Source organism: Klebsiella sp. KPN54798, from assembly GCF_021184225.1.
In the GTDB taxonomy this organism is placed as follows: Bacteria; Pseudomonadota; Gammaproteobacteria; order Enterobacterales; family Enterobacteriaceae; genus Klebsiella; species Klebsiella pneumoniae.
Genome location: NZ_CP089234.1, coordinates 2,377,248 through 2,398,109, shown reverse-complemented (window position 1 = coordinate 2,398,109; position 20,862 = coordinate 2,377,248). Strand labels below are relative to the sequence as shown.

Sequence of the window (20,862 nt, the reverse complement as noted above, 5' to 3'; positions counted from 1 at the left end):
GTCGCCATGTCACCTGCTCCCTTTTATACGTTGACCGCTGGCGACCTGACGGTGACTGCCGTGAGTGATGGTCTGATGTCAGCGCCGCTGTCCTTACTCTCGGGTATCTCGCGGGAGGAGGCGGAGCATCTGCAGCGGCATTCAGGATTAGCCTCGCCGGAGACCATTGCGATTGGCGCCTATCTGATCCGCGGTCGCGGGAATACGGTGCTGGTGGATACCGGCACCGGCGGAGCCAATGGCGTTGGCGGCGAACTTATCGCCAATCTGGCGCGGCTCGGCGTTGGTCCTGAGGAGATCGACGCCATCCTTCTCACCCACGCCCATCCGGACCATATCGGCGGCCTGCTGTCCGCCGCTGGTACGCCAGCGTATCCCAACGCCACGGTGTTCCTGCCTACGCGGGAAAGCGCTTACTGGCTGGCAACATCCACGTTCGACAACGCCAGCGATCGCGGCCGGCGCAACGTGCTGCTTGTTCGCCGTGTACTGGCGAACTGCGCGGCGCAAATCAGCGGGGTTGATGATGAGGAGGTGATCGCCGGGATCCGCCCGTGCCCTCTGCCCGGCCATACGCCCGGGCATACCGGGTATCGTCTCGAAGCGGGCGATACCTCGCTGCTGATCTGGGGGGATATCGTCCATTTCCCGTCCATTCAGTCTGCGCGGCCAGAAGCCTCGGTCGCCTTCGACGTCGATCCTGAACAGGCCCGGCGTACCAGGGAGATCCTGCTACGCCAGGCCGCCAGCGAACGGTGGTTGATTGCCGGTATGCATCTTGGCCTGCCGGGATTCGCCAGAGTGGAGAACACCGCCTCAGGCTATTGTCTGCGTTCGGTGTGATCGTTGAGCAGAACAATGACCACAGTAAAACCCCGGTCGCGGCATGAGCACGACCGGGGCGTTTTGTCCGGGAAAGTGGACGAGCCGTTAACCGCGGCTCTTCCAGCCTTTTTTACTTTTGCAGCTAGCTTTGGTGGCGACCCACGGGTGACGTAGCTGAGTCAACTGAAGATCCTGGGAGGCCGGGCTGGCCGACCAGCGTTTGTTGCACAGAGGCTTACGAGTTGCAATGACCATAAAAACGCTCCTGAAAAGTAATGAACCATTCCCTGGGTAGTTCCACAAGTTCAGAATTAGCGTATCACCGCGTAACGGAAGTTATTTCAATCTTTGTTTTAGAATGTAAATGGTCATCGCCCTCAGAAATAGCTTAAATTGATCCAAATCAATTTAAGTGCATTTATTTTTCGATGCCACCTATATTTTCAAGCGCTTACCTTCGCCAGTCGCCTGATTAAGACTTTTCCTATACCGCATAATACAACAGAATCAAGCGATATTATCAGATTTTTATTCTAGTTATGTATGGCTGTGTGGTTATTTGTTTTGATTATTCTAACTGATAAAATTCACTTGGTCAGTCAGCAGCGGGCAGGTACTCTGCACCGGCAAGAAGAGGATTTGTCAGGGAGTGGTGGATGACTAAAGGCTATAAACTACTTGGCTATAAGTTAGCGGATAATATTTTCTACTGCCTGCATCATCGGGAAATTATCACGCTGCGCGGGACACGGACGCAAGTCCAGCTACGCAGCACCATGGCCTGTTTACTGGAGTACCTGCTGGCGCACGGCAGAGAACGTCTGGTCAGCGATGAAGAGTTAATGATTAACGTTTGGGAAAAAAATAATCTCCGCCCTTCCGCGCAGCGCCTATGGCAGGTTATTCAGAGCTTAAAGTCTCGCTTACACCAGGCTGGCGTGGAGAGCGCGTTAATCATCCGCGTTAAGTGCGCGGGGTATTATATTAATAACGTTTACGTAGCCGAAATTTATTCATACAAACCGCCGGGGATGATGAATTATATAAACACTTCGCCTGCTGATATGAATAAGCTTCTGGTACGCAGCTAATCCCCTCCCCGCGCCGTTTACATCGCCAGCAACAGGGTTTATTCGTTGAATATTTTAATTCACAGCAATAATATTTAATTTTAATATCGGTATCGCCCAGTGTTTTCGGGATATTCAGAAAACAGCGCCCGAATTAAAGGTTATTCACTCCCTGCCCCTCAGCCATCTTCCAGAACTGTCCGGGCTGGATGTGATTATTTTGTCACTGGAAAACTATCATGATTACCTGGCTGCCGCTGAAATCGCTCAGCACTTTCAGGGCCTGGTCATTGGCTTTACGTCAGCCGGCAACGTAAGGCGCGGACGCCCCTTTTTCGCGGATTCCCTACTGTGGGTCAGCCAGCGCGAAGCGGTACGTGAAGTGAGCCGCCTTCTGCGCTGCCTGGCCGAGCGCCGCTGGCCACTCGTGCCGCGTCACCAACGTCAGAGCGTTTCTTTCCGTCAACGAGCCCCGCTCAACCGCCTGGAGATGCGGATGATTGATGCCACCATGAAGGGTCAGTCGGTTCATCAAATGGCCGCTACGCTGGGGATTAATCGCAAGCGGGTCTATAACGGCCTGGAAAGGATTAAAGTGAATTTCCGCCTGGTCAGTCATAGCCATTTTCATCATTTCATGACCGACAGGCTCTCTTTTAGTCGCCTGTCTGTCGACCTCCGATGCCTGACCACAGCAGCTAATGCAACCCTGCCGCCGCGCGCAGCCTCGAGGCTGGCGGAAAATCATTCATATTATTTGAAAGAGTTTCGCAAATTGTTTTGATTTTAGGCTCCAGCAATCAAGCGTATTCTTTATCACATCAGGGCAACAGGCCCTTTATCAGACACCAAATTAAGGAATACGACCATGAAATTCATCAAAACTTTCGTTGCTGTTGCTGCGCTGTCTCTGTTCTCTGCTGCCAGCTTTGCTCAGAGCGTCAGCGCCACTGCCTCCACGCTGGACCGCGCGGAAGCTAAAATTGCCGCCCAGGCCGCAGAACAGGGTGCATCCTATAAAATTACCAGCGCCCAGTTTAACAACCGTGTTCATATGACGGCTGAACTGAGCAAATAAACCCTTGCCCCTAAACGTTTCCTAAAGCGCCGCCTGGACGGCGCTTTAGTTTTTCCTCCTTCCTGACCTTTCCCGGCAGGTCCATGCGGCATTCGCCGGATCCCGGACAATACTGACTCTCAGCACAAAAAGAGCCGGATAGCAATAAATACCCGATTGGCTGGATTATCTGCGGCTTGTCGGCGTAAAGCGGAGAGGTCTGTCGCCGCGAATCAGTCGGAGGCCTTCCGCTGTCTGCAAAGCGGCGCCCATTTTGGCAAAATTTGCGTGGCGTGGTGAGGGTTTGCAGGGCCTCCGTGCCCTGGAAAGACTTTATTCGAAAAAGACGTCCGGATTTTCCGACAGCGAAACAAAGGATTTCGTATTTTTATCCAGCGCCTGAATATCGCCGGTTTCGATGTCGTAGAACCAGCCATGCAGGCGCAGGGTATGGTCGCGCAGACCAACCGCCACCGAAGGATGGGTCTTGATGTTATTCAGTTGGGCGATGACGTTTTCCTGCACCATGCCGTTGACCTTATCGGTTTCGCTAGCCCAGGTTTTCTTTTCCACCACCGCTTTCGCGGCATCGGCATAGCGTAGCCAGTGAGACACCGCCGGCATCGGCTCAAGGCACTGACAGGTGGCGATCGCTTTCATCGCGCCGCAGTTGGAATGGCCGCAGATCACGATATCCGTCACGCCCAGCGCAACCACGGCATATTCGATGGTCGCGGAAACGCCGCCCGGCTCCGGCCCGAAAGACGGCACGATATTCCCGGCATTACGAATGACAAAGAGCTGTCCCGGCTCCTGCTGGGTAACCAGTTCCGGCACCAGACGGCTGTCAGAACAGGAGATGAAAAGCGCTTTGGGATTCTGGCTGGAGGCCAGGCTGCGGAAGAGTTCTTTACGCTGGGGGAAGATCTCTTTCTGGAAGTTGAGGAAGCCCTCAATGATATGTTGCATAGCAGTGTCTCTTCTCTGTAGTTATTACGGTATGACAAAGATCACAGTTATTCAGTTTACCATCGATGACAAGAATGGGAATCGTTATTCAAACAGTTGCGCAGAAAACGCGCGCCGCCAACGCCTGCTTCTCCCCGTCTAATACACACCTTTTTGACGTGCTTTCCTGAACCAGTTTGCTACTCTGTCTGCTCCAACCGTCCACACGTTACCGACCGCCTGCCTGCGGCGGACATAACAGGAGTCGCTATGTTCCTATCCAGCCTGATGGCCATTGCCGCGGTGCTGATCATGGGCGTGATCAGTCCCGGCCCAAGCTTTATTTTTGTCGCGCGCAATGCCGTCGCTCGCTCGCGTCTGCACGGTATGGTGACCGCCCTCGGTAATGGCGCCGGTGCGGCCATTTTCTCCATTATGGCGATGCTGGGCCTGCAGAAGGTGCTCACCGCGGTGCCGGAGCTGTTTATTGGTTTGAAGGTGGCGGGCGGGCTCTATCTGCTGTGGCTGGGCTATAAAATTTTTCGCGGGTCGGCGCAGCCGATGGATTTTTCCGCCAGCGGGATGGCCGGCAACCGCTCTTTGCTGAAGACCTTCCGCGACGGGCTGTATACTCAGCTCAGCAATCCCAAAACGGCGCTGGTGTTCGCCTCAATTTTTACCGCCCTGCTGCCGGCGCAGATCCCCACCGCCTTCTATTACATCGTGCCGCTGATGAGCTTTCTGATCGACGTCAGCTGGTATTCGCTGGTGGCGCTGGTGCTGTCTGCCGACCGCCCGCGGCGCGTCTACCTGCGGCTGAAGCGGCGGATCGACATCGCCACCGCGACGGTGCTGGGGGCGCTGGGCCTGCGGCTTATCGCCACCTCCCTCACCCGCTAGCGGGTTACACGGTATAGATGCGAATATCGTGCTGCTGAAAGGCAACGCGATATTCGCGACTGATATTCTCTTCCACCACCAGCACATCGATATCGCTGCTGGCGGCCACCACAAACCGCGCTGCTGCCGGAATTTTATCCGAAGTCAGACCAACAATAATCTCGCTGCACTGTTTAATGACCGCTTTCTTGAACTCGCAGTCGGCATAGTCAAAGCCGGTCAGGCCCGACTCTGGCGCCATCGCGCAGCCGCCGATAAACCCCTGGTCGAATAACATGCCCTGCACCTGAGCCACCGCCGCGGCGCCGACGCAACCGCCGCTCGCTCGCTGTACCTGGCCGCCAAGGATCACCACGTCATACAGCGGTTTTTTCACCAGTACCGCGGCGATCTCCGGCGAGTTCGTTACCACCGTCAGCGCCAGCTCGGTGGGCAGCGCCTCGGCCATCGCCAGATTGGTGGTCCCGGTATCAATGAAAATAGTGCCGCCGGGCTTCACCAGCCGGGCACACTGTTGCGCGATCCTGAGCTTTATCGCGCGGTTTTTATCTTTCCGCTCACTGTAATCCCCCGCTTCCGGCAGACTCAGCACCGCCCCGCCATACACCTTTTTACAGAATCCCTCGCGGCTGAGCTCATGCAGATCGCGGCGGATGGTATGCTCCGACACCTGAAGACGCGCCGCCAGCTCCGCGCACACCACTCTGCCGTTTTCCTGCAGGATCTGGCAAATCAGCGCTTGTCGCTGTTGAGGGAAAGCAGCATAATCGAGCATAACACAATCCTTAAATGATCAAAACCGAGCAGTAGCAAGCATGATCGTCTGCCCTGCTCTGGTTGTCAACGTTCCTGCCCGGAGGTTTACCATGAAAATTGCCCATTTCGCCCTGTGGACCCAACAGCTCGACGTCCAGGCCCGCTTCTGGGTGGACTTCTTTGCCGCCAGCATCAATGAAAAATACCTTAGCCAGACCAACCCCGGCTTTGCCTCCTATTTTGTTACTATCGACGACGAGGTGGTGATCGAGCTGATGACCAAGCCTGGCCTGCAGCAGGCCTGCGCGGATAATAACCATACCGGCTGGGCGCATCTGGCCCTCTCGGTGGGCGGGGCGGAACAGGTCGATGCCATCGCCCAACGCGCCGGGGCCGCCGGAATACTGATCTCGCCGCCGCGCACCACCGGCGACGGCTATTATGAGGCGGTGATCGCCGATCCCGATGGCAACCTGATCGAAATCGTCGCATAGTCAGCAGAACGCCAGTATTCAGGAGGCATCCATGGCACATTACCGGATTATCGACACCGCATCCTGGCCCCGCCGGGACCATTTCACTTTTTACCGCCAATTCGCCAACCCCAGCTTTAATCTCTGCGTGCCGATAGCGGCGCAGCGCCTGTACGAATGTGCGAAGGACCGTCGGGTCTCGTTTTTTCAGCTCGCGCTCTATGCCCTGCTGCGCGCGGCCAACGGGGTACCGCAGCTACGCCAGCGAGTGCGGAACGATGAGGTGATTGAATATGACAGTCTGGCAGTAATGACGCCGGTGATGACCGTCGGAGAGGGATTCCGTCAGGTGTGGTGCGACAATGCTCCCGAGTTCACCGCCTTCAGCGCCGCGGCCACGCCGAAGATTGTCGCGGCAAGAGAGACATCCCCGGCGCCGCTCATCGTCGATGGCGAGCATTTTATCTGCGCCAGCTGTCTGCCATGGCTCCACTTCACCTCGATGACCCATGCGGAATATGCCGTCGGCGCGGCGGTCCCCGCGCTCACCTGGGGAAAATTGCAGAATGGCGTTATCCCGGTGGCCGGGCGGTTTAACCATGCCTTCGTCGATGGTCTCCACGCCAGCCGCTTTTATGCCCTTGTCGAAGAGGGATTTAATGACCCCGAGCGGCTCTGGTTGCCGCTAACCGAAACCGCACCCTCCCTGCTTCCCCCAGCGGCGAAGGAGCGTTAACGTCTGCCCGGAACTGACCGCCAGGGAGCCTTACTCCCTGCACGGCGGTCGGTACGGGGCCACTATCATCGTTCCCTTTCAGCCGGCGAATACCGCGCAGGTGTGACGCCTGTTCAGAACCTCGCGATTGAAAAACTGGGTCGCAGACAGCATGCTGACCAACCATCATCAGACAGCGGAAACCACTGCTTCATAGCCATAAAATGGGATTATATTGCCGATCCTTTGCTAAGGATAATTAGTTATAAATCATAGCGTTTCAGTGTTAGACAGGGCGAAGTGCGCCTCTTATCTTTCGTCATGAATTGTAAATAACCACGCAATCATTTGATGAGGTAGCACTTTTGTCCAGATTACAACAAGGATTAAAAACCAGACAAACCCGCTTCGCCCTGGCGCTAAAAGTGGCCCTGCTCGGCGGCGTGGTAGCATTTTCTTCTGTTGCCCATGCGGAAGTGATCCTGAAAGAAGGCATCACCCCGGCCAGCGACGCCAGCCAGATCCCGGCCAGCGCCAAACTGCGCACAGACACGGTGGTGGCCGGGATCTCCGAGCCGCAGGGGATCTTTAACCCCTACTTTTTCATCAACGGCTGGGATGAGAACGTGACTAACGTCATTTTTTCACGCCTGATCGACTGGGACAGCCAGGGCAAGCTGGTCCCGGGACTGGCGGAGAGCTGGACGGTCAGCCCGGATAACAAAGTCTATACCATCAAATTGCGCCCTGGTCTCACCTTTAGCGACGGCTCACCGCTGACGGCGGAAGATGTCGCCTTTACCCTGACGGTCCTGCTCGACCCCAGCTATGATGGCGATACCGACATCACCCTGGCCAATATCGCCGGCGGGGCGGACTACAAAGCCGGCAAGGCTGACAGCGTCAGCGGCCTGAAGGTCATCGACCCGCTCACCCTGCAGGTGACCACCACGCAGCCAGGCGCCACCACGCTGGCCAAAATTGGCGGGCCTGTACTGTCGAAAGCCTGGTACGGCAAAGGGTATCAGCGGGGGAATCTCGACTATCTGCGCTCACTGCACGGCAAGCCGCTGGGCAACGGCCCTTACGTGTACGACAAATATATTCCCGGTCAGGAAATACGCTTCCATGCCAATAGCCATTTTTACCGTGGGACGCCGCCAACGCCGCGCTTTATCTATCGCGTGACCAATCCGTCCACCAACTTCCAGCTGTTCCAGACCGGGGAGACCGACTACGACGCCTTTACCTCGCGCCCCGACGATATTGAGCAACTGAAGATGCTCGGCTTCGCCAATATTAATCTTTACGGCTCCAGCGACTACAGCCAGGTGGAATTCAACGTGCATCGCCCGGCGCTACAGGATAAGCGGGTGCGCCAGGCGCTGATTTACGGCCTGGATAGGCAGAAGCTGATCGACGTGGTCTATCAAGGATACGGCAAAGTCGCCATCGAACCGATCGCGCCGATCTCCTGGGCCTTTAACGCTGAAGGCGTCAACCCTTACCCTTACGATCCGGCACAGGCCAAAAAGCTGCTGGATGAGGCCGGCTGGAAACCAGGCGCCGACGGTATCCGCGCCAAAGACGGCCAGCGCCTGGAGCTGACCCTGCTGGTGAGCAAGAAGGTGCTCAACGATGCGCTGATCCCCATCGCCAAGGAGAACTGGCGGCAGATTGGCGTGCTGCTGAAGCCGCAGGTGGTGGATTTCAACGCCCTGATGGCGCAGCGCAAAGCCGGAAATTACGATTTGGCCTCGTTCAGCACCAGCACCCTCAACGACCCGCACGACGGGGTATGGGATTTCTACAGCAGCGAAGCTAAAGAGTCCGGCTACCATAACGCGGAAGTCGATAAGCTGATTAACGCCGGCAACGCGGTGCTCGACATCGAACAGCGCAAGCCGATCTACCACCAGCTGTATAAAGTGCTGGCCGACGATCCGCCGGTGATCCTGCTCGGCTATCGCGAGATCCTTTCCGCCAGCAGCGCCCGCGTCAGCGGCTTTAAGCCGGATATCTACAACGGCCTGACCGGCAGCCTGCCGGATGTAAAAATCGTCAAATAAATCCCTGGCCGCCGGGTTAACCGACGGCTGATGTGAGACCGTCATGAGAAATTTCATCCTGAGGCGCCTGCTGCAAACGCTGCCGATACTGCTGCTGGCCTCCTTCATTATTTTTTTGCTGTTTGCCAAAACCCCCGGCGACTTTATCGATGGCAATATCACCCTGACCGCCGCCCGCGCCGCGGAGCTGAAGGCGATCTACGGCCTCGACCAGCCGCTGTTGACCCGCTACCTCCACTGGCTGGGACAGTTGCTGCGCGGTGATTTAGGCTTTTCGCTGCAGTATCAGATCCCGGTCAGCCAGTTGCTCAACCAGTACATCTGGAACTCTTTTCTGCTGGCCAGCGTCGCGCTGGTCTTTTACTGGGGCATCGGCCTGGCGGTGGGCGTGGTTTCTGCCCTGCGCCCTGGCTCCTGGTTTGATCATCTGGTGAGCGTCGCGGTGTTTGCCGCCATGTCGTTCCCCACCTTTTTCCTCTGCCTGCTGCTGATTAAATGGTTCGCCGTCGATCTCCACTGGCTGCCGGTAGGCGGGATGACCAATACCGGCAGCGACGAGAGCGGCTGGCAGTATGTGCTGCAGGTGGCTGCCCATCTGGCGCTGCCGGTGCTGGCGCTGGTGATGCTGCAGGCGGGCAGCCTGACGCGCTATGTGCGCGCCAGTATGCTCGACGTGGTGAAAATGGATTTTATCCGTACCGCCCGCGCCAAGGGGTTGCAGGAGCGCACGGTGATCCTCAAACATGCCCTGCGCAACGCCCTGCTGCCGATTATCACCCTGCTGGGCTTCGAGCTGCCGGGGCTGTTCTCCGGGGCGATCATTACCGAAAAGGTATTCAACTGGCCGGGGGCGGGCCACATTCATATCGACTCGCTGGCCGCCCGCGACTATCCGGTACTGATGGGGTTTACCCTGTTTCTGGCGGTGCTGACGATCGTCGGGAATCTGCTCGCCGACGTGCTGTACGCCTGGGCCGATCCGCGTATTCGGGTGAGGTCATGATGATCCTGTCTTACTTAGCTTCCCGTCGCCGCCAGCGGCAGGCGGCTATCCCGGCGCTGGCGCACATTACCCCCTCTCCCTGGCGCCAGGGGTGGCGACAGCTGCGCCGTAACCGGCTGGCCATGTTCTGCCTGCTCCTGCTGGCGGTGATGGCGGTGTGGTGCGTGCTGGGGCCCGTCTGGTCGCCGTGGAGTGATGATGCCACCGACGCCCTGAGCATCAACCAGCCGCCCGGGGCGGAACACTGGCTGGGGACCGATTTCCTCGGTCGCGATGTCTACACCCGCCTGCTGCTGGCCGGGCGCATCTCGCTGATTATCGGCCTGCTGACCATGGTGATGTCGGTGTGCCTCGGCTACCTGCTCGGCGCCCTCTCGGGTTACGTCGGCGGGTTAACCGACAAACTGATCATGCGCGTGGCCGACCTGGTGATGACTATCCCCGGGTTACCGCTATTGATCGTCGCCGGGGCGATGCTTTCTGAGCTCGATTTTTCGCCGGACTCGCGCATTTATATGGTGGTGGTGATGCTCAGCCTGCTGGAGTGGCCCCGACTGGCGCGGCTGGTGCGCGGGCAATGTCTCTCCCTGCGCGAACGCGATTTTATGCTGGCCACCCAGGTGCTGGGCCTGTCGGCGCGTCGCCGGCTGTTTGGCCACCTGCTGCCGAATACCATTCCGATTCTGGTGGTGATGGCGACCATGGCCGTCGCCAACGCCATTCTCAGTGAATCCGCGCTGAGCTATCTCGGCCTCGGCGTGGTGCCGCCGACGCCGTCGTGGGGCAATATGATGGATGCCGCTAACAGTCTGATCGATTTCCAGCGTCGCCCCTGGCTGTGGATGCCGCCGGGCATCGCCATCTTTATCACCGTGATCGCCATCAACGTGCTGGGCGATGGCCTGCGCGACGCCATGGATCCCAATATGAAACCGAGGCTGAAATGACCACGCCGTTAGTCTCCTTTAATCATCTCTCCGTCTCTTTCGCCGGCGAACGCTCTCGCGTGCGCGCGGTGCAGGAGGTCTCTTTCACCATTCAGGCCGGGCAAACCGTTGGCGTGGTGGGTGAATCCGGCTGCGGCAAAAGCGTCACCGCCATGGCGCTGATGGGCCTCCTGCCGCCGCAGACGGCGCGCATCGACGGCGGCGAGATCCGCTTCGCGGACCGCGATCTGCTGCGGCTGAAAGCCAGACAGATGGCCGATCTGCGCGGTCACCAGCTGGCAATGATTTTTCAGGAACCGATGTCGGCCCTCAACCCGGTGTTGACCATCGGGGAGCAGCTGTGCGAACCGCCGATCCGCCACCTCGGCGCCACGCCGAAAGCCGCCTGGCATCAGGCCATCCAGCTGTTAAGCGAGGTCGGCCTGGCGCGCGGGGACAGCCTGATGACCCGCTATCCTCACCAGCTTTCCGGCGGCATGCTGCAGCGTGTGATGATCGCCATGGCGCTGAGCTGTCGGCCCAAACTGCTGATCGCCGACGAACCCACCACCGCGCTCGACGTGACCGTGCAGGCGCAGATCCTACGCCTGCTGCGGGATCGGGCCCGGGCCAGCCAGATGGCGATGATGCTGATTACCCACGACCTGGGGGTGATCGCGCAGATGGCCGAGCAGGTGGTGGTGATGTATGCCGGACGAATTGTGGAACAAGGCGCCACCGCGGAAGTGCTACGGCATCCTCAGCATCCCTACACGCGGGGGCTGATCGCCTCCCGACCGGTGCCCGGTGAGCGGCGTCGGCGGCTGTACTCAATTCCCGGCCAGGTGCCGGATCTGGCCGCCCTGCCGGCGGGCTGCGCCTTTGCCGGGCGCTGCGAGCGGGCGACGGCGCGCTGCCGGGAGGCGATTCCGCCGCTGCTCGGCGACCGCCAACGTGCTGCCTGCTTTTATAGCGAATTTGCGGAGGTGACAGCATGAGCGAACCCTATGTCATTGAAGTGGATGGATTGAAAAAATATTTTCCGCTACGCGACGGCCTGTTTGGTCAGCAGACCGGCGAGCTTCGCGCGGTGGACGGCGTCAGCTTTAATATCCGTCCGGGCACCATTTTTGGCCTGGTGGGCGAGTCCGGCAGCGGTAAAACCACCGTCGGCCGGACCCTGCTTGGCCTGTACGAGAAGAGCGCCGGCAGCGTGAAATTTCACGGTCAGGAGCTGGCCGACCTGACCGCGCCTGCCCTGCGCGCTATCCGGCCCAAGATGCAGCTGGTGTTTCAGGACCCCTATAGCTCGCTGAACCCGCGGCTGCGTATTGGCGACGCGATTGGCGAAGCCATGCTGGAGCACAAACTGTGCGCCCGCAATGAGCTATATGACCGGGTGATCGACGTGATGAAGATCTGCGGCCTGGCGCCGGAACACTATGCCCGGTTCCCGCATCAGTTTTCCGGCGGCCAGCGTCAGCGGATCGGTATTGCCCGGGCGCTGATCCTCAACCCGGATTTTATCGTCGCCGATGAACCCATCTCGGCCCTTGATGTGTCGATTCAGGCGCAGATCATCAATTTGTTTTCCGACCTGCGCGACAACCGCGGCGTCACGTTTCTGTTTATCTCCCACGACCTCGGGGTGGTGGAGCATTTATGTGACGATGTGGCGGTGATGTATCTCGGGCAACTGGTGGAAAGCGCCAGCCGCGATGCGCTGTTCAGCCGCCCCCTCCATCCCTACACCCGCGCCCTGCTGGCTGCGGTGCCGACCCTCGACCCGCACAGCGAACCGCAGGCGCTGGTGCAAGGCGAGATCCCGGATCCGGCCAATCCCCCCGCCGGCTGCCGCTTTTCATCCCGCTGCCCGCTGGCCAGCGAACGTTGCCGCAGAGAGCCTCCGGCGCTGCGCGAGGTGGCCCCGGGCCATCGGGTCGCCTGTCATTGGGTCGCATCCTGAGCGCGGTCGATGGGGTTATTTATTTCTAAACAACCGACCGATTGTGCGCGGCAGCGCCAGGATTTACTATCCGCCCCGTCTTGTGAGACGCGCGATAAATGAAGCGGAACATCTTTGTACTCTTTTGCCCAATGGCTTCGGGCATTTTTTCTCCACGCCCGGGAGCGATCCTCCCGGCAAGATATTTAGCGGGGCGCGGTCGCCCGTCTGTCAAAACGCAGCAATGGAATTGCTCGTCCGCGTCCCGCTACCCTTTTCCCGCCGCTAATTAAATAAGGGCAAAAAAATAAGACAACATGAGATTGCCTGGGGTATAGCTTTATCTTATTTTTTAAGCGTGTACTCCCTGTTAAGGTATCAACATCATGCTTAAGCGTCGCACTCTCAAAACAGCACTGGCGGCGGTTATTTCCCTTGCCGTCATGGCCGCGCCAGCGTATGCCAACCCGGGTAATGGCAATGGCAACGGCGGTGGTAATCACGGGAACAGTGGTAACCATGGCAATAGCGGCAATCATGGTAACAACGGTAACAGTGGCGACCATGGCAATAAAGGGCAAAATAAAGGCCAGTCCACTGAAGATCACGGCAAACGGAAAAACTACGGCAAGCCCGACCACGTCGACAGCGATATTAGCTTCTCACGGGCGCGCTCCCTTGCCGTGAACTACGGTCTGGTCGGCTATCAGGCGCTGCCGCCGGGTATCGCCAAAAATGTCGCCCGCGGCAAACCGCTCCCTCCGGGGATCGCCAAAAAGACCCTGCCAGCTTCTATGATTAACGACCTGCCCTATTATCCGGGCTATGAATGGCGGGCGGTCGGCGATGATCTGGTGCTGGTGGCCCTGAGCACCGCGATCGTCACCGCCGTGATTAACGGTGTGTTTGACTAAATCACCTGCTTATTGAAAAGCCTCGCCTCGGCGAGGCTTTTTTGTGCCTGATGCCGGTGAGTGACGGCTCACCGGCATAACCAGTATGATAACGGTTCAACCAACCCGGGACCGACTATGGACAAAGACACAGTAGTAACGCTGTTGAAATACAAGCGCTGGATTGACCTTGCCACCTTACAGGCGATCCGCGCGATTGACGGAACGGTACATGGCGAAAAGCGTCACCTGACCATCAGGCTGATGAACCATATCCATGTCGTTGATATGATTTTCCGGGCGAATCTGCGCGGCAGGCCGCACGGCTACACCGCGCTGAATACCCCTGAGACGCCAACCGTTGATGAGCTGGAAACGGCCATGACCGCCTGTACGGACGAATACATTCAGTACGTCAGCGCCATGACCCCCGCCGACTTCCACGAACGTATCGCCTTCAAATTTGTCGACGGCGGCGACGGCAATATGACCGCGATGGAGATGCTGAACCACATGCTCTTTCACGGCGCCTATCACCGTGGGGCGGTGGGCTGGATGATTGGCGAATGCGGCGGCGTGCCGCCGAAAGAGGTGCTGACCGTTTTCCTGCGCGACCATCATTCCTGACCGAGCGAAACCATTCGCCGTCGATTACGCGGAGAATCAGCAGGAGCTCTGCCTGATGTCGAGTATGGGTTTTCTGGTACAGGGCGCTAAGGTGGGTTCCGATCGTGGCGATAGATACGCCCAGATGTAAGGCGTCATGCCCCGCACCAGCAGCTCCGCCACTGCGTTTTCGGCGGGCTTGACGTTAAAGAGCTCCATCAAGGCGCTGCCGGTGAGAAACGCCAGTTTCTGCAGCGCCGATTTCCACAAATCAGGATCCAGGGTGGCCATCAGCACCGTTTCCAGGATCTCGATATAAATCCGGTCCGTATCACTCGCCATACCGCCGCCTGTCAGTCACAGTTTCCGTTGCCGGAGCGGCGCATATGGCCGCCCTAATCAGCATAATTCCGTCAGCGAAACAATAACAGTTCCGGTTCGCTGAGCAGACCGGGAAGCGTGACGCCACCGCGCTATCAAGGGGGTTCAGGATCCACTGTCGCGGGTTTGGATAGCGCCCCCCTTCCGGCATAGCGTCCGCCAGACCATCAGGGCGCACAGCAGGGTGACGACCGCCAGCCCGCTAAACAGTAGCGTATAAGCAGAGTCATAGCTCTCGCGCAGCGCCCGGAGGGAAAAGTCAGGCAAAAGCGCAGCCGCCTGCGGCATATTGCCGGCCCCCAGCCAGCCTGCGGCGCGGTCAATCACCTCAGGCGCATACCCGTGTACGCGGCTCTGCAGGGTCAGGGTATTGCTTGCCGTTAATACCGCGGAGACTATCGCCAGGGCGATCCCCTCGCCGGCAACGCGTACGGTGTTGAACAGGCCTGCCGCCATACCGGCTTTGGCGACCGGCACAGCGGATATCGCCAGGCCATCCATCAGTCCCCAGGGAAGCGCTGCCCCCGCCCCACAGAGGAGCAGCGCCAGCACCAGTTGCGGGAGGTGGTTACTGTGAAAAGCATCGCCCAGCAACAACAACCCGACGGAGGCCATCATCAGTCCCGCCGTGGACACCTGCCCCGGTGAAAACCAGCGGGTGAGCAGGGCCGCAACGGATGGGAAAACCAGCATCGGCGTGGTCAGCGCCATCAGATACAGTGCGCTCTGCGACTCACTCATCCCCTCTCCGCCCATAAAATGCAGTGGAACAATAATCAGCAGGACCACGTAGCAACAGCAGGTGGCGACAGGCAACAACAGTACGCCGACAAAACGCGGATGACGCAGCAGGGAGAGTTCCAGCACCGGGTTGTTCACCCTCCGGCAGCGTACGACAAACGCCACGAACAGCCCCCCCGACGCGATGAGCAAGGCCAGCGTGGTCAGGGATAAAAAACCGCGGGCCGGAATGACCATAAGCGATGCAGTAAACAGCATCAGGGCCAGCGTAAACAGGGTTAAGCCCAGGTTGTCGGGTGTCTGCGGCTCGCTTTTTTCTGCCGCGGGCAGATACGCCAGACCGATAAGCAGAACTATCGCCGAGAGCAGCGCAAACAGGGCGTATACGCCGCGCCAACCCACCGCGTCGGTCATGAAGCCGATCAGCAGCGGACCGAACGCCAGGCCAACGCCGAACACCGTGCCGAGGATGCTGAATGCCCTGGTCCGCTGAGCGCCATCATACAGCTGGGCCAGCGCCGCACTGCCGCTGGCTAAAATCATCGCCGCGGCCAGGCCCTGCAGCGCCCTCAACACGCCTGACAGGAAGAGATTGTGCGTCAGACAAAACAGCAGGCTGCTCAGGCACAACAGCGCGGCGCCGGCGATAAAAATACGTTTTCTGTCGATGGCATCCGCCGCCACCCCTGCGGCCAGCAAAAAGCTGCCGAAAGTCAGCATAAAGCCATTGGTCAGCCACGACAGCGCAGCGGGAGAGCCGCCCAGCGACTGCTGTATCGCGGGGGTGGTCATGACGCCGCCGGTAAAACTTAACGGCAGCAGCAAGGCCGCCATAAAGACAGAAAGCGCGGCCAGGGCGCTGGCGTATCGGGAAGGTGTTCTGGCGGGGAGTAACATCGGGCGGCCCTCATCAGTCGGCAAGAAAGAATAAACTGTCGCCATCCTATTGCGGATGTTATTGCCGATAAATAGACTGAAAATATCTTCTTAAGAGACATAAGGTTTATAATCGATGGACAGCCTCACCTCGTTGACGTCCTTTGTCCGCACCGCCGAAACGCTAAGCTTTGTTCAGGCCGCCAGGCTGCTGGGCATATCTGCCTCGGCGGTGGGTAAGAATGTCGCCCGGCTTGAGCATAAACTGGGGGTCCGGCTGTTCAACCGCAGCACCAGAAACGTCAGCCTGACGGCGGAGGGGGCCGCATTTCTGACCCGCTGTCAGAGTATCCTGGAGCAGATCCAGGAGGCCGAGTCAGAGCTGACCAGCAGTCTCTCACAGCCCACCGGCAAACTGAGGATTTCACTGCCCGTCATTGGCTACCGCCTGTTGCTCCCCGCCCTCACCGCCTTTAGCCGTCTTTATCCGCAGGTTGAACTGGATCTCGACTTTAGCGACCGGCTGGTCAATCTGATCGATGAGGGGGTTGATGTCGCTATCCGCAGCGGTGAATTAGCGGACTCCCGCTTGATCGCCAGAACGCTGGGGGGTTTTCGTTTTGTGCTCTGCGCCAGCCCGGCCTATCTGGCGGAATACAGCGCCCCCGGCTCACCAGCGGAATTGGCGGCACACAAGTGCATTTTTTTCCGCTTCCCCGCGACGGGGCTGATCCAGCCCTGGGAACTGCGCGGTATGCGACTGACGGGAGATTTCAGGGCCGCTGCCGTGATGACGGTCAATAACATTGAGGCCGCCATTCGCTTAAGCGCGGCGGGGATGGGCATCGCTTATGTGCCTGATTTTGTCCTGCGCGAGGCAATGGATGAGGGACAACTGCAGGAGGTGTTGCCCGGGTGTTGCGTCAAGGATGGGCATTTCTCGGTCCTGTGGCCCGCCAGCCGCTACCTGTCACCAAGAATACGCTGTTTTATCGATTTTATAGCTGCGGCAGAGATACCTTTGTCACCCGCATCGGCAAGCCCTACCACCTGAAAAGCTCAGCGCCGGAGATCCTGCCGCCCGGCCAGCGAAAGCCGGCGGCAGGTATACCATTCAAGAGCGCATCTTACCCTTTGGCAAAATTGGCCTGGATCCGCTGCTGCAGATAATCCTCGGCGCTGATGGGCGGGTACTTCCTCTGCGGCCCGAGGATCTCGACATCTTTATTGGCCTGGCAAAAAAACGCCAGGCTGTAGCGCGGCCCCTGATATTCATGGGGCAGCGGATTTCTCACCCGGTGGAAGTTAGACGGCAGCTGGTCGTCGCTCCAGCGCATCAGCATATCGCCGATATTACAGGTGATCACCTCCTCGCGCGGCTCAATGCTGGTCCACTGCTGGCTTTCACGGTCTTTACCGGGACAAACCTGCAGGCCGCCCTGGCCGGGGCGCTGGAACAGCAGCGTCAGACAGTCAAAATCGGTGTGCGCGCCGGCCCGCCACATCCCCTGCTGCGACTGCTCGGTTGCATAGTAATGCAGCATGCGCAAGGTGCTCTGATAGGTGTCACGCTGCGGATCGTGCGCGGTGGTAAAAAACGATTCCGGAAAACCGAGCTTTAAAGCAAAGCAGGAGAGGATCTTCATCCCCAGCTGCCAGCACTGCGACTCAAACCCGAGCATTGTCTGCTGGAATGCTGGCAACTCCCGATCGCTGGGCCAGCGCCCGGCCATCAGAGGCCGGGTTATCTGATACGACTCTTTTTGATCCGGGGTGCGAGTCGACGGCCGAACCTGCGCTTTGCTTTCCCAGCCGGCGTTACCGGCCAGCGGATACTGGCGCTTCACCTCGTCGGGCAGGTCGAAAAACGCCTCGGTCATGCTGAACGCCTGGCGGATCTCCGCCAGCGGAATACCGTGATGGCTGACCTGGAAGAAGCCAATCTCCACCGCCGCCTCCCACAGTTGTTCGGCAATGTCATTTTTTCTTGCGGCAAAGTTCGACAGGTCGATACAGCGCACTTCGCGGGCGAAGGTCTCTTCGCCCTCGGCGCCCATCAGCGCCTCTTTTTCCAGTTCCTGTAAGGCGTAGCGTTGATTCTGGGTGGTTGCGTTCATCGTCATTATCCTGTTATCAGTTAAACAGCGGCGCGCTGTTGGAGGGTACGGACGGCAGCCAGCGCGTCGTGGCGCATCGCGTCAAGGTCGAGACCGGGAATGGCGTCGTCTTCCACGATGGGGCGGCCATTGAGCAGTAGCGCCTTCAGCGCGGCGCGCCCACCGCAGGCCACCGGCCCAATGGCCATATCGTGCAGGCCGAAGTAGCGCGGATCGTCCAGCCGGTAAATGGCAAGGTCCGCCTGCATGCCGACCTGCAGGGTGCCGCTCTGCGCTAAGCCGAGGATCTGCGCCCCTCCGGCGCTGCCCCAGCGCACCACATCCTCCACCGTGGCCGCATCGGCCCCACCCTCAAAGGTGCCCCCGGCGTAGCGCGGCTGCGCCAGCATCCCCTTGCGCGCGCGCTGCAGCAGCCATGCGGCATGGGCTTCGCTTTGCATATCCGCCGCTTCATTCGAGGCAGCGCCGTCCACCCCCAGCGAGACCGGGACCCCGGCCTGCTCTAACGCCAGCAGATCGGCGATGCCGCTGCCCAGCCGGCCGTTGCTTTGCGGGCAGTGAGCGATGCCGGTTCCGGTACGGCCCAGCAGGGCAATCTCCTCCGGCAGCAGCTTCACCAGATGGGCAAACCACACGTCATTTCCCAGCCAGTCGTGTTCCGCGCAGAACTGCACCGGCGTCATGGCGAATTTCTGCCGCGCGGCGTCGAGATAATCGACGGTTTCCGATAAATGGCTGTGCAACCGGATCCCCAGCTGGCGGGCCAGCTTCGCCATCTCCCGCAGCTGGGCGCCCGGCGCGGAGTGCAGGACGGTAGTGGGCGCCATCACCACCCGGCGCAGAGACTCGGGCCGGGGGTCGTGATAGCGGCTGACCAGCCGTTCGACATCCGCCATATAGCCGTCGAAGGTTTCCGGACGCAGCGCCACCGGCAGATCCTGTTCCACCGCCCGGCCCTGGGTCGCCCCACCCCGGCACAGGACGATGCGCATCCCCAGCGCTTCCCCTTCGCTGAAGACAATCTCCGAGGTATCGAAAGGCATATCCGGCCAGTACAGGTAGTTGTGATCCGCCACGCTGGCGCAGCCCGAGCGCAGAAGCTCCACCAGGCCAATGCGCACCGCCAGACGAAAGGTATGTTCATCGAAAGCCGCGCGAAAGCGGTACGGCGTGGCGCTCAGCCAGGCCGTCAGGCTCTGGTTCAGCCCCTGCGGCTCGCCCTTCAGCAGCGACTGAAAAAGATGGTGGTGCGTGTTCACCCACGCCGGATAGATCACGCAGTCGCGGGCATCGATCTGTCGCTCTTCCGGCAGCGGCGTCAGGCTGCCGATGGCGGCAATCTTGCCGTCGCGGATGCGAATATCCGGCCCGGCCAGCCGCGCCGCCTCTCCGGGCAGACCGCTGAGGATGGCATGGGCATTTTGAATAATTAATGACATGGCGTCGCTCCTCATGGTTTAACCTGCATGGCCTGAACAAATTCGGTGGTGTAGGCCTGTTTCCAATCGGTAGCCGCCGCCAGTAGACCGGCGCTGACCATAAAGTCGCGGGTCTTCTGCCAGCGCGCGTCGGTCATCGTCCCCCAGCCCTGGCTGGCGGCATCCCCGCCGTCGATCAGGTGATGCTCACGGATCTGGGTCACGCCCCAGGCGAGCAGATCGTCGGTCATTTTCGGGTTGTCCTGCTTAATCAACGCATTGCCCGGCGCCGGATCCTTGAGATAGCTCACCCAGCCCTCCATTGAGGCGCGGACAAACTTCGCCATCGCCGCTTTACGCTCGGCGATGGTATCCGGGCGGGCGATAAGGATGCCGCCGTAGGGGGGATAGCCGTGCTCGGAAAAGAGGAAGAAGTTCGCCTTCACTCCGGCCTTCTGCACCTGGAACACCTCGGAGCTGACATAGGCCTGCTGGGCGACAGCGTCATCGACGACAAAGGGTTGAATATTGAAGGTATAGGGGCGAACCTGCGCGTCGCTCAGCTGGTATTGCGCCTTCAGCCACGGCCACCACGTCGCCTGACCGGAGCTGGAGACCAGCAGGGTTTTGTCTTTCAGCCCCTGCAGGGAGGTGACATCGGCATGGGTCAGCAGCCCCTGGGGATCGTACTGAAAGGGCGCGGCAATGGCCTTTGCCTGGAAGCCGCGCTGAATGCCTTCCAGCAGCTGCAGGTCGTAACCGATGATCACATCGGCCCGCTTCGACAACAGCAACTGCATGCCGTTGACCTGCGGTCCGCCGGAGCGGATCTCGACGTCGAGACCGTATTTTTTGTACAGCCCGGTGGCCTGAGCCTGATAATACCCCCCCTGTTCCGCCTGGGCGTACCAGGAGGTCAGCAGAACGATTTTCTCCTCGGCCTGAACGGCCAGCGAGACACCGCCGAGGGCCATCAGGCCCAGCCAGCGTATGCCCCGGGGAAGGCGTGCGCCTGTTTTCATTATCCCTCTCCTCTTTACGCCGGGAGGGGGAGCGAGCGAATGTGGCTCAGCCTCCCATCCCGGTCAACATTGAACCGCGACATGGTGACTGAGCAATGTCCCGTATGGATAACCCGTACTG

At 59.3% G+C, this 20,862-nt stretch carries 22 protein-coding genes and 1 pseudogene; 15 read left to right on the top strand and 8 right to left on the bottom strand.

All coding sequences use genetic code 11. The annotated features are described in order from the left end of the window. The first annotated feature begins 6 nt into the window (after positions 1-6). Entirely contained in the window at positions 7-843 is an 837-nt protein-coding gene (locus LPQ25_RS11485) for an MBL fold metallo-hydrolase (RefSeq protein WP_004180178.1), read from the top strand. 87 nt (positions 844-930) lie between these two features. On the opposite strand, the gene LPQ25_RS11480 is transcribed toward LPQ25_RS11485, so the two are convergent. Then, a complete protein-coding gene (locus LPQ25_RS11480; protein WP_002907802.1) occupies positions 931-1,080 on the bottom strand; it encodes a hypothetical protein in 150 nt (49 codons plus the stop codon). 401 nt (positions 1,081-1,481) lie between these two features. Between LPQ25_RS11480 and LPQ25_RS11475 the strand changes: the two genes are divergently transcribed. The 3 genes and pseudogenes from LPQ25_RS11475 to LPQ25_RS11465 all read left to right on the top strand — a co-directional run bounded on the left by LPQ25_RS11475 (position 1,482) and on the right by LPQ25_RS11465 (position 2,973). Then, complete coding sequence (locus LPQ25_RS11475) at positions 1,482-1,916, top strand: winged helix-turn-helix domain-containing protein (RefSeq protein WP_004143863.1); 435 nt, start codon at positions 1,482-1,484, stop codon at positions 1,914-1,916. A 45-nt stretch (positions 1,917-1,961) separates the two neighbouring features. Beyond that, positions 1,962-2,679: pseudogene (locus tag LPQ25_RS11470) on the top strand (hypothetical protein). 84 nt (positions 2,680-2,763) lie between these two features. Next, positions 2,764-2,973 carry a YdgH/BhsA/McbA-like domain containing protein gene (locus LPQ25_RS11465; RefSeq protein ID WP_002907807.1) on the top strand — a complete coding sequence of 70 codons (210 nt, stop codon included), beginning with the start codon at positions 2,764-2,766 and terminating at the stop codon, positions 2,971-2,973. A 312-nt stretch (positions 2,974-3,285) separates the two neighbouring features. Here LPQ25_RS11465 and LPQ25_RS11460 read toward each other — a convergent pair whose 3' ends face one another. Then, entirely contained in the window at positions 3,286-3,921 is a 636-nt protein-coding gene (locus LPQ25_RS11460) for a carbonic anhydrase (protein WP_002907811.1), read from the bottom strand. A 249-nt stretch (positions 3,922-4,170) separates the two neighbouring features. Here LPQ25_RS11460 and LPQ25_RS11455 point away from each other — a divergent pair, with 249 nt between their 5' ends. After that, the gene (locus tag LPQ25_RS11455) at positions 4,171-4,800 is read left to right on the top strand and encodes a LysE family translocator (protein WP_014907475.1); all 630 of its coding nucleotides are present in this window, start codon (positions 4,171-4,173) and stop codon (positions 4,798-4,800) included. Between the two features lie 4 nt (positions 4,801-4,804). On the opposite strand, the gene LPQ25_RS11450 is transcribed toward LPQ25_RS11455, so the two are convergent. Continuing rightward, entirely contained in the window at positions 4,805-5,575 is a 771-nt protein-coding gene (locus tag LPQ25_RS11450; protein WP_002907813.1) for a DeoR/GlpR family DNA-binding transcription regulator, read from the bottom strand. Between the two features lie 91 nt (positions 5,576-5,666). Between LPQ25_RS11450 and LPQ25_RS11445 the strand changes: the two genes are divergently transcribed. From LPQ25_RS11445 to LPQ25_RS11405, 9 genes are all read left to right on the top strand, one after another. Next, entirely contained in the window at positions 5,667-6,050 is a 384-nt protein-coding gene (locus LPQ25_RS11445; protein ID WP_014907474.1) for a VOC family protein, read from the top strand. 31 nt (positions 6,051-6,081) lie between these two features. Continuing rightward, the gene (locus LPQ25_RS11440; protein WP_004175829.1) at positions 6,082-6,765 is read left to right on the top strand and encodes a CatA-like O-acetyltransferase, family 1; all 684 of its coding nucleotides are present in this window, start codon (positions 6,082-6,084) and stop codon (positions 6,763-6,765) included. Positions 6,766-7,109: 344 nt separating this feature from the next. Next, complete coding sequence (locus LPQ25_RS11435; RefSeq protein WP_014907473.1) at positions 7,110-8,813, top strand: ABC transporter substrate-binding protein; 1,704 nt, start codon at positions 7,110-7,112, stop codon at positions 8,811-8,813. Positions 8,814-8,856: 43 nt separating this feature from the next. Continuing rightward, positions 8,857-9,816 (top strand): ABC transporter permease, encoded by a 960-nt coding sequence (locus LPQ25_RS11430; RefSeq protein WP_015874866.1) that lies wholly within the window; start codon positions 8,857-8,859, stop codon positions 9,814-9,816. Next, the gene (opp4C, locus tag LPQ25_RS11425) at positions 9,813-10,763 is read left to right on the top strand and encodes an oligopeptide ABC transporter permease (protein ID WP_014907471.1); all 951 of its coding nucleotides are present in this window, start codon (positions 9,813-9,815) and stop codon (positions 10,761-10,763) included. The genes LPQ25_RS11430 and opp4C overlap by 4 nt, the downstream gene beginning before the upstream one ends. After that, the gene (locus LPQ25_RS11420; protein WP_004151192.1) at positions 10,760-11,740 is read left to right on the top strand and encodes an ABC transporter ATP-binding protein; all 981 of its coding nucleotides are present in this window, start codon (positions 10,760-10,762) and stop codon (positions 11,738-11,740) included. Before opp4C ends, LPQ25_RS11420 begins: the two co-directional genes overlap by 4 nt. Continuing rightward, entirely contained in the window at positions 11,737-12,708 is a 972-nt protein-coding gene (locus tag LPQ25_RS11415; protein WP_015874867.1) for an ABC transporter ATP-binding protein, read from the top strand. The genes LPQ25_RS11420 and LPQ25_RS11415 overlap by 4 nt, the downstream gene beginning before the upstream one ends. A gap of 365 nt (positions 12,709-13,073) precedes the next feature. Continuing rightward, complete coding sequence (locus LPQ25_RS11410) at positions 13,074-13,601, top strand: anti-virulence regulator CigR family protein (RefSeq protein WP_002907918.1); 528 nt, start codon at positions 13,074-13,076, stop codon at positions 13,599-13,601. Positions 13,602-13,718: 117 nt separating this feature from the next. Next, entirely contained in the window at positions 13,719-14,207 is a 489-nt protein-coding gene (locus LPQ25_RS11405; RefSeq protein WP_004175817.1) for a DinB family protein, read from the top strand. A gap of 36 nt (positions 14,208-14,243) precedes the next feature. On the opposite strand, the gene LPQ25_RS11400 is transcribed toward LPQ25_RS11405, so the two are convergent. Both LPQ25_RS11400 and LPQ25_RS11395 read right to left on the bottom strand, forming a co-directional pair. Further along, positions 14,244-14,528 (bottom strand): hypothetical protein, encoded by a 285-nt coding sequence (locus LPQ25_RS11400; RefSeq protein ID WP_004180186.1) that lies wholly within the window; start codon positions 14,526-14,528, stop codon positions 14,244-14,246. A gap of 144 nt (positions 14,529-14,672) precedes the next feature. Next, positions 14,673-16,205, bottom strand: coding sequence for an MFS transporter (locus LPQ25_RS11395; RefSeq protein ID WP_014907469.1), 1,533 nt, complete (start codon positions 16,203-16,205; stop codon positions 14,673-14,675). Between the two features lie 115 nt (positions 16,206-16,320). Here LPQ25_RS11395 and LPQ25_RS11390 point away from each other — a divergent pair, with 115 nt between their 5' ends. Further along, on the top strand, positions 16,321-17,238 hold the full coding sequence (locus tag LPQ25_RS11390) for a LysR family transcriptional regulator (protein WP_015874870.1): 918 nt from the start codon (positions 16,321-16,323) through the stop codon (positions 17,236-17,238). Between the two features lie 73 nt (positions 17,239-17,311). On the opposite strand, the gene LPQ25_RS11385 is transcribed toward LPQ25_RS11390, so the two are convergent. From LPQ25_RS11385 to LPQ25_RS11375, 3 genes are read right to left on the bottom strand one after another with little or no spacing between them, the layout of a single operon-like run. Continuing rightward, positions 17,312-18,301, bottom strand: a complete 990-nt coding sequence (locus LPQ25_RS11385; protein WP_023283827.1) for an isopenicillin N synthase family dioxygenase — start codon at positions 18,299-18,301, stop codon at positions 17,312-17,314. 20 nt (positions 18,302-18,321) lie between these two features. Next, positions 18,322-19,740, bottom strand: coding sequence for an amidohydrolase family protein (locus LPQ25_RS11380; RefSeq protein WP_014907466.1), 1,419 nt, complete (start codon positions 19,738-19,740; stop codon positions 18,322-18,324). Between the two features lie 11 nt (positions 19,741-19,751). Next, the gene (locus tag LPQ25_RS11375) at positions 19,752-20,741 is read right to left on the bottom strand and encodes an ABC transporter substrate-binding protein (RefSeq protein WP_004175804.1); all 990 of its coding nucleotides are present in this window, start codon (positions 20,739-20,741) and stop codon (positions 19,752-19,754) included. Positions 20,742-20,862 lie beyond the last annotated feature (121 nt).

Coding starts and splice junctions, on each gene's coding strand:
- LPQ25_RS11485 (WP_004180178.1), top strand. CDS start 7: ATGTCACCTGCTCCCTTTTATACGTTGACCGCTGGCGACCTGACGGTG.
- LPQ25_RS11420 (WP_004151192.1), top strand. CDS start 10,760: ATGACCACGCCGTTAGTCTCCTTTAATCATCTCTCCGTCTCTTTCGCC.
- LPQ25_RS11375 (WP_004175804.1), bottom strand. CDS start 20,741: ATGAAAACAGGCGCACGCCTTCCCCGGGGCATACGCTGGCTGGGCCTG.
- LPQ25_RS11465 (WP_002907807.1), top strand. CDS start 2,764: ATGAAATTCATCAAAACTTTCGTTGCTGTTGCTGCGCTGTCTCTGTTC.
- LPQ25_RS11410 (WP_002907918.1), top strand. CDS start 13,074: ATGCTTAAGCGTCGCACTCTCAAAACAGCACTGGCGGCGGTTATTTCC.
- LPQ25_RS11455 (WP_014907475.1), top strand. CDS start 4,171: ATGTTCCTATCCAGCCTGATGGCCATTGCCGCGGTGCTGATCATGGGC.
- LPQ25_RS11400 (WP_004180186.1), bottom strand. CDS start 14,528: ATGGCGAGTGATACGGACCGGATTTATATCGAGATCCTGGAAACGGTG.
- LPQ25_RS11445 (WP_014907474.1), top strand. CDS start 5,667: ATGAAAATTGCCCATTTCGCCCTGTGGACCCAACAGCTCGACGTCCAG.
- LPQ25_RS11390 (WP_015874870.1), top strand. CDS start 16,321: ATGGACAGCCTCACCTCGTTGACGTCCTTTGTCCGCACCGCCGAAACG.
- LPQ25_RS11380 (WP_014907466.1), bottom strand. CDS start 19,740: ATGTCATTAATTATTCAAAATGCCCATGCCATCCTCAGCGGTCTGCCC.
- LPQ25_RS11440 (WP_004175829.1), top strand. CDS start 6,082: ATGGCACATTACCGGATTATCGACACCGCATCCTGGCCCCGCCGGGAC.
- LPQ25_RS11475 (WP_004143863.1), top strand. CDS start 1,482: ATGACTAAAGGCTATAAACTACTTGGCTATAAGTTAGCGGATAATATT.
- LPQ25_RS11395 (WP_014907469.1), bottom strand. CDS start 16,205: ATGTTACTCCCCGCCAGAACACCTTCCCGATACGCCAGCGCCCTGGCC.
- LPQ25_RS11450 (WP_002907813.1), bottom strand. CDS start 5,575: ATGCTCGATTATGCTGCTTTCCCTCAACAGCGACAAGCGCTGATTTGC.
- opp4C (WP_014907471.1), top strand. CDS start 9,813: ATGATGATCCTGTCTTACTTAGCTTCCCGTCGCCGCCAGCGGCAGGCG.
- LPQ25_RS11480 (WP_002907802.1), bottom strand. CDS start 1,080: ATGGTCATTGCAACTCGTAAGCCTCTGTGCAACAAACGCTGGTCGGCC.
- LPQ25_RS11460 (WP_002907811.1), bottom strand. CDS start 3,921: ATGCAACATATCATTGAGGGCTTCCTCAACTTCCAGAAAGAGATCTTC.
- LPQ25_RS11385 (WP_023283827.1), bottom strand. CDS start 18,301: ATGAACGCAACCACCCAGAATCAACGCTACGCCTTACAGGAACTGGAA.
- LPQ25_RS11405 (WP_004175817.1), top strand. CDS start 13,719: ATGGACAAAGACACAGTAGTAACGCTGTTGAAATACAAGCGCTGGATT.
- LPQ25_RS11415 (WP_015874867.1), top strand. CDS start 11,737: ATGAGCGAACCCTATGTCATTGAAGTGGATGGATTGAAAAAATATTTT.
- LPQ25_RS11430 (WP_015874866.1), top strand. CDS start 8,857: ATGAGAAATTTCATCCTGAGGCGCCTGCTGCAAACGCTGCCGATACTG.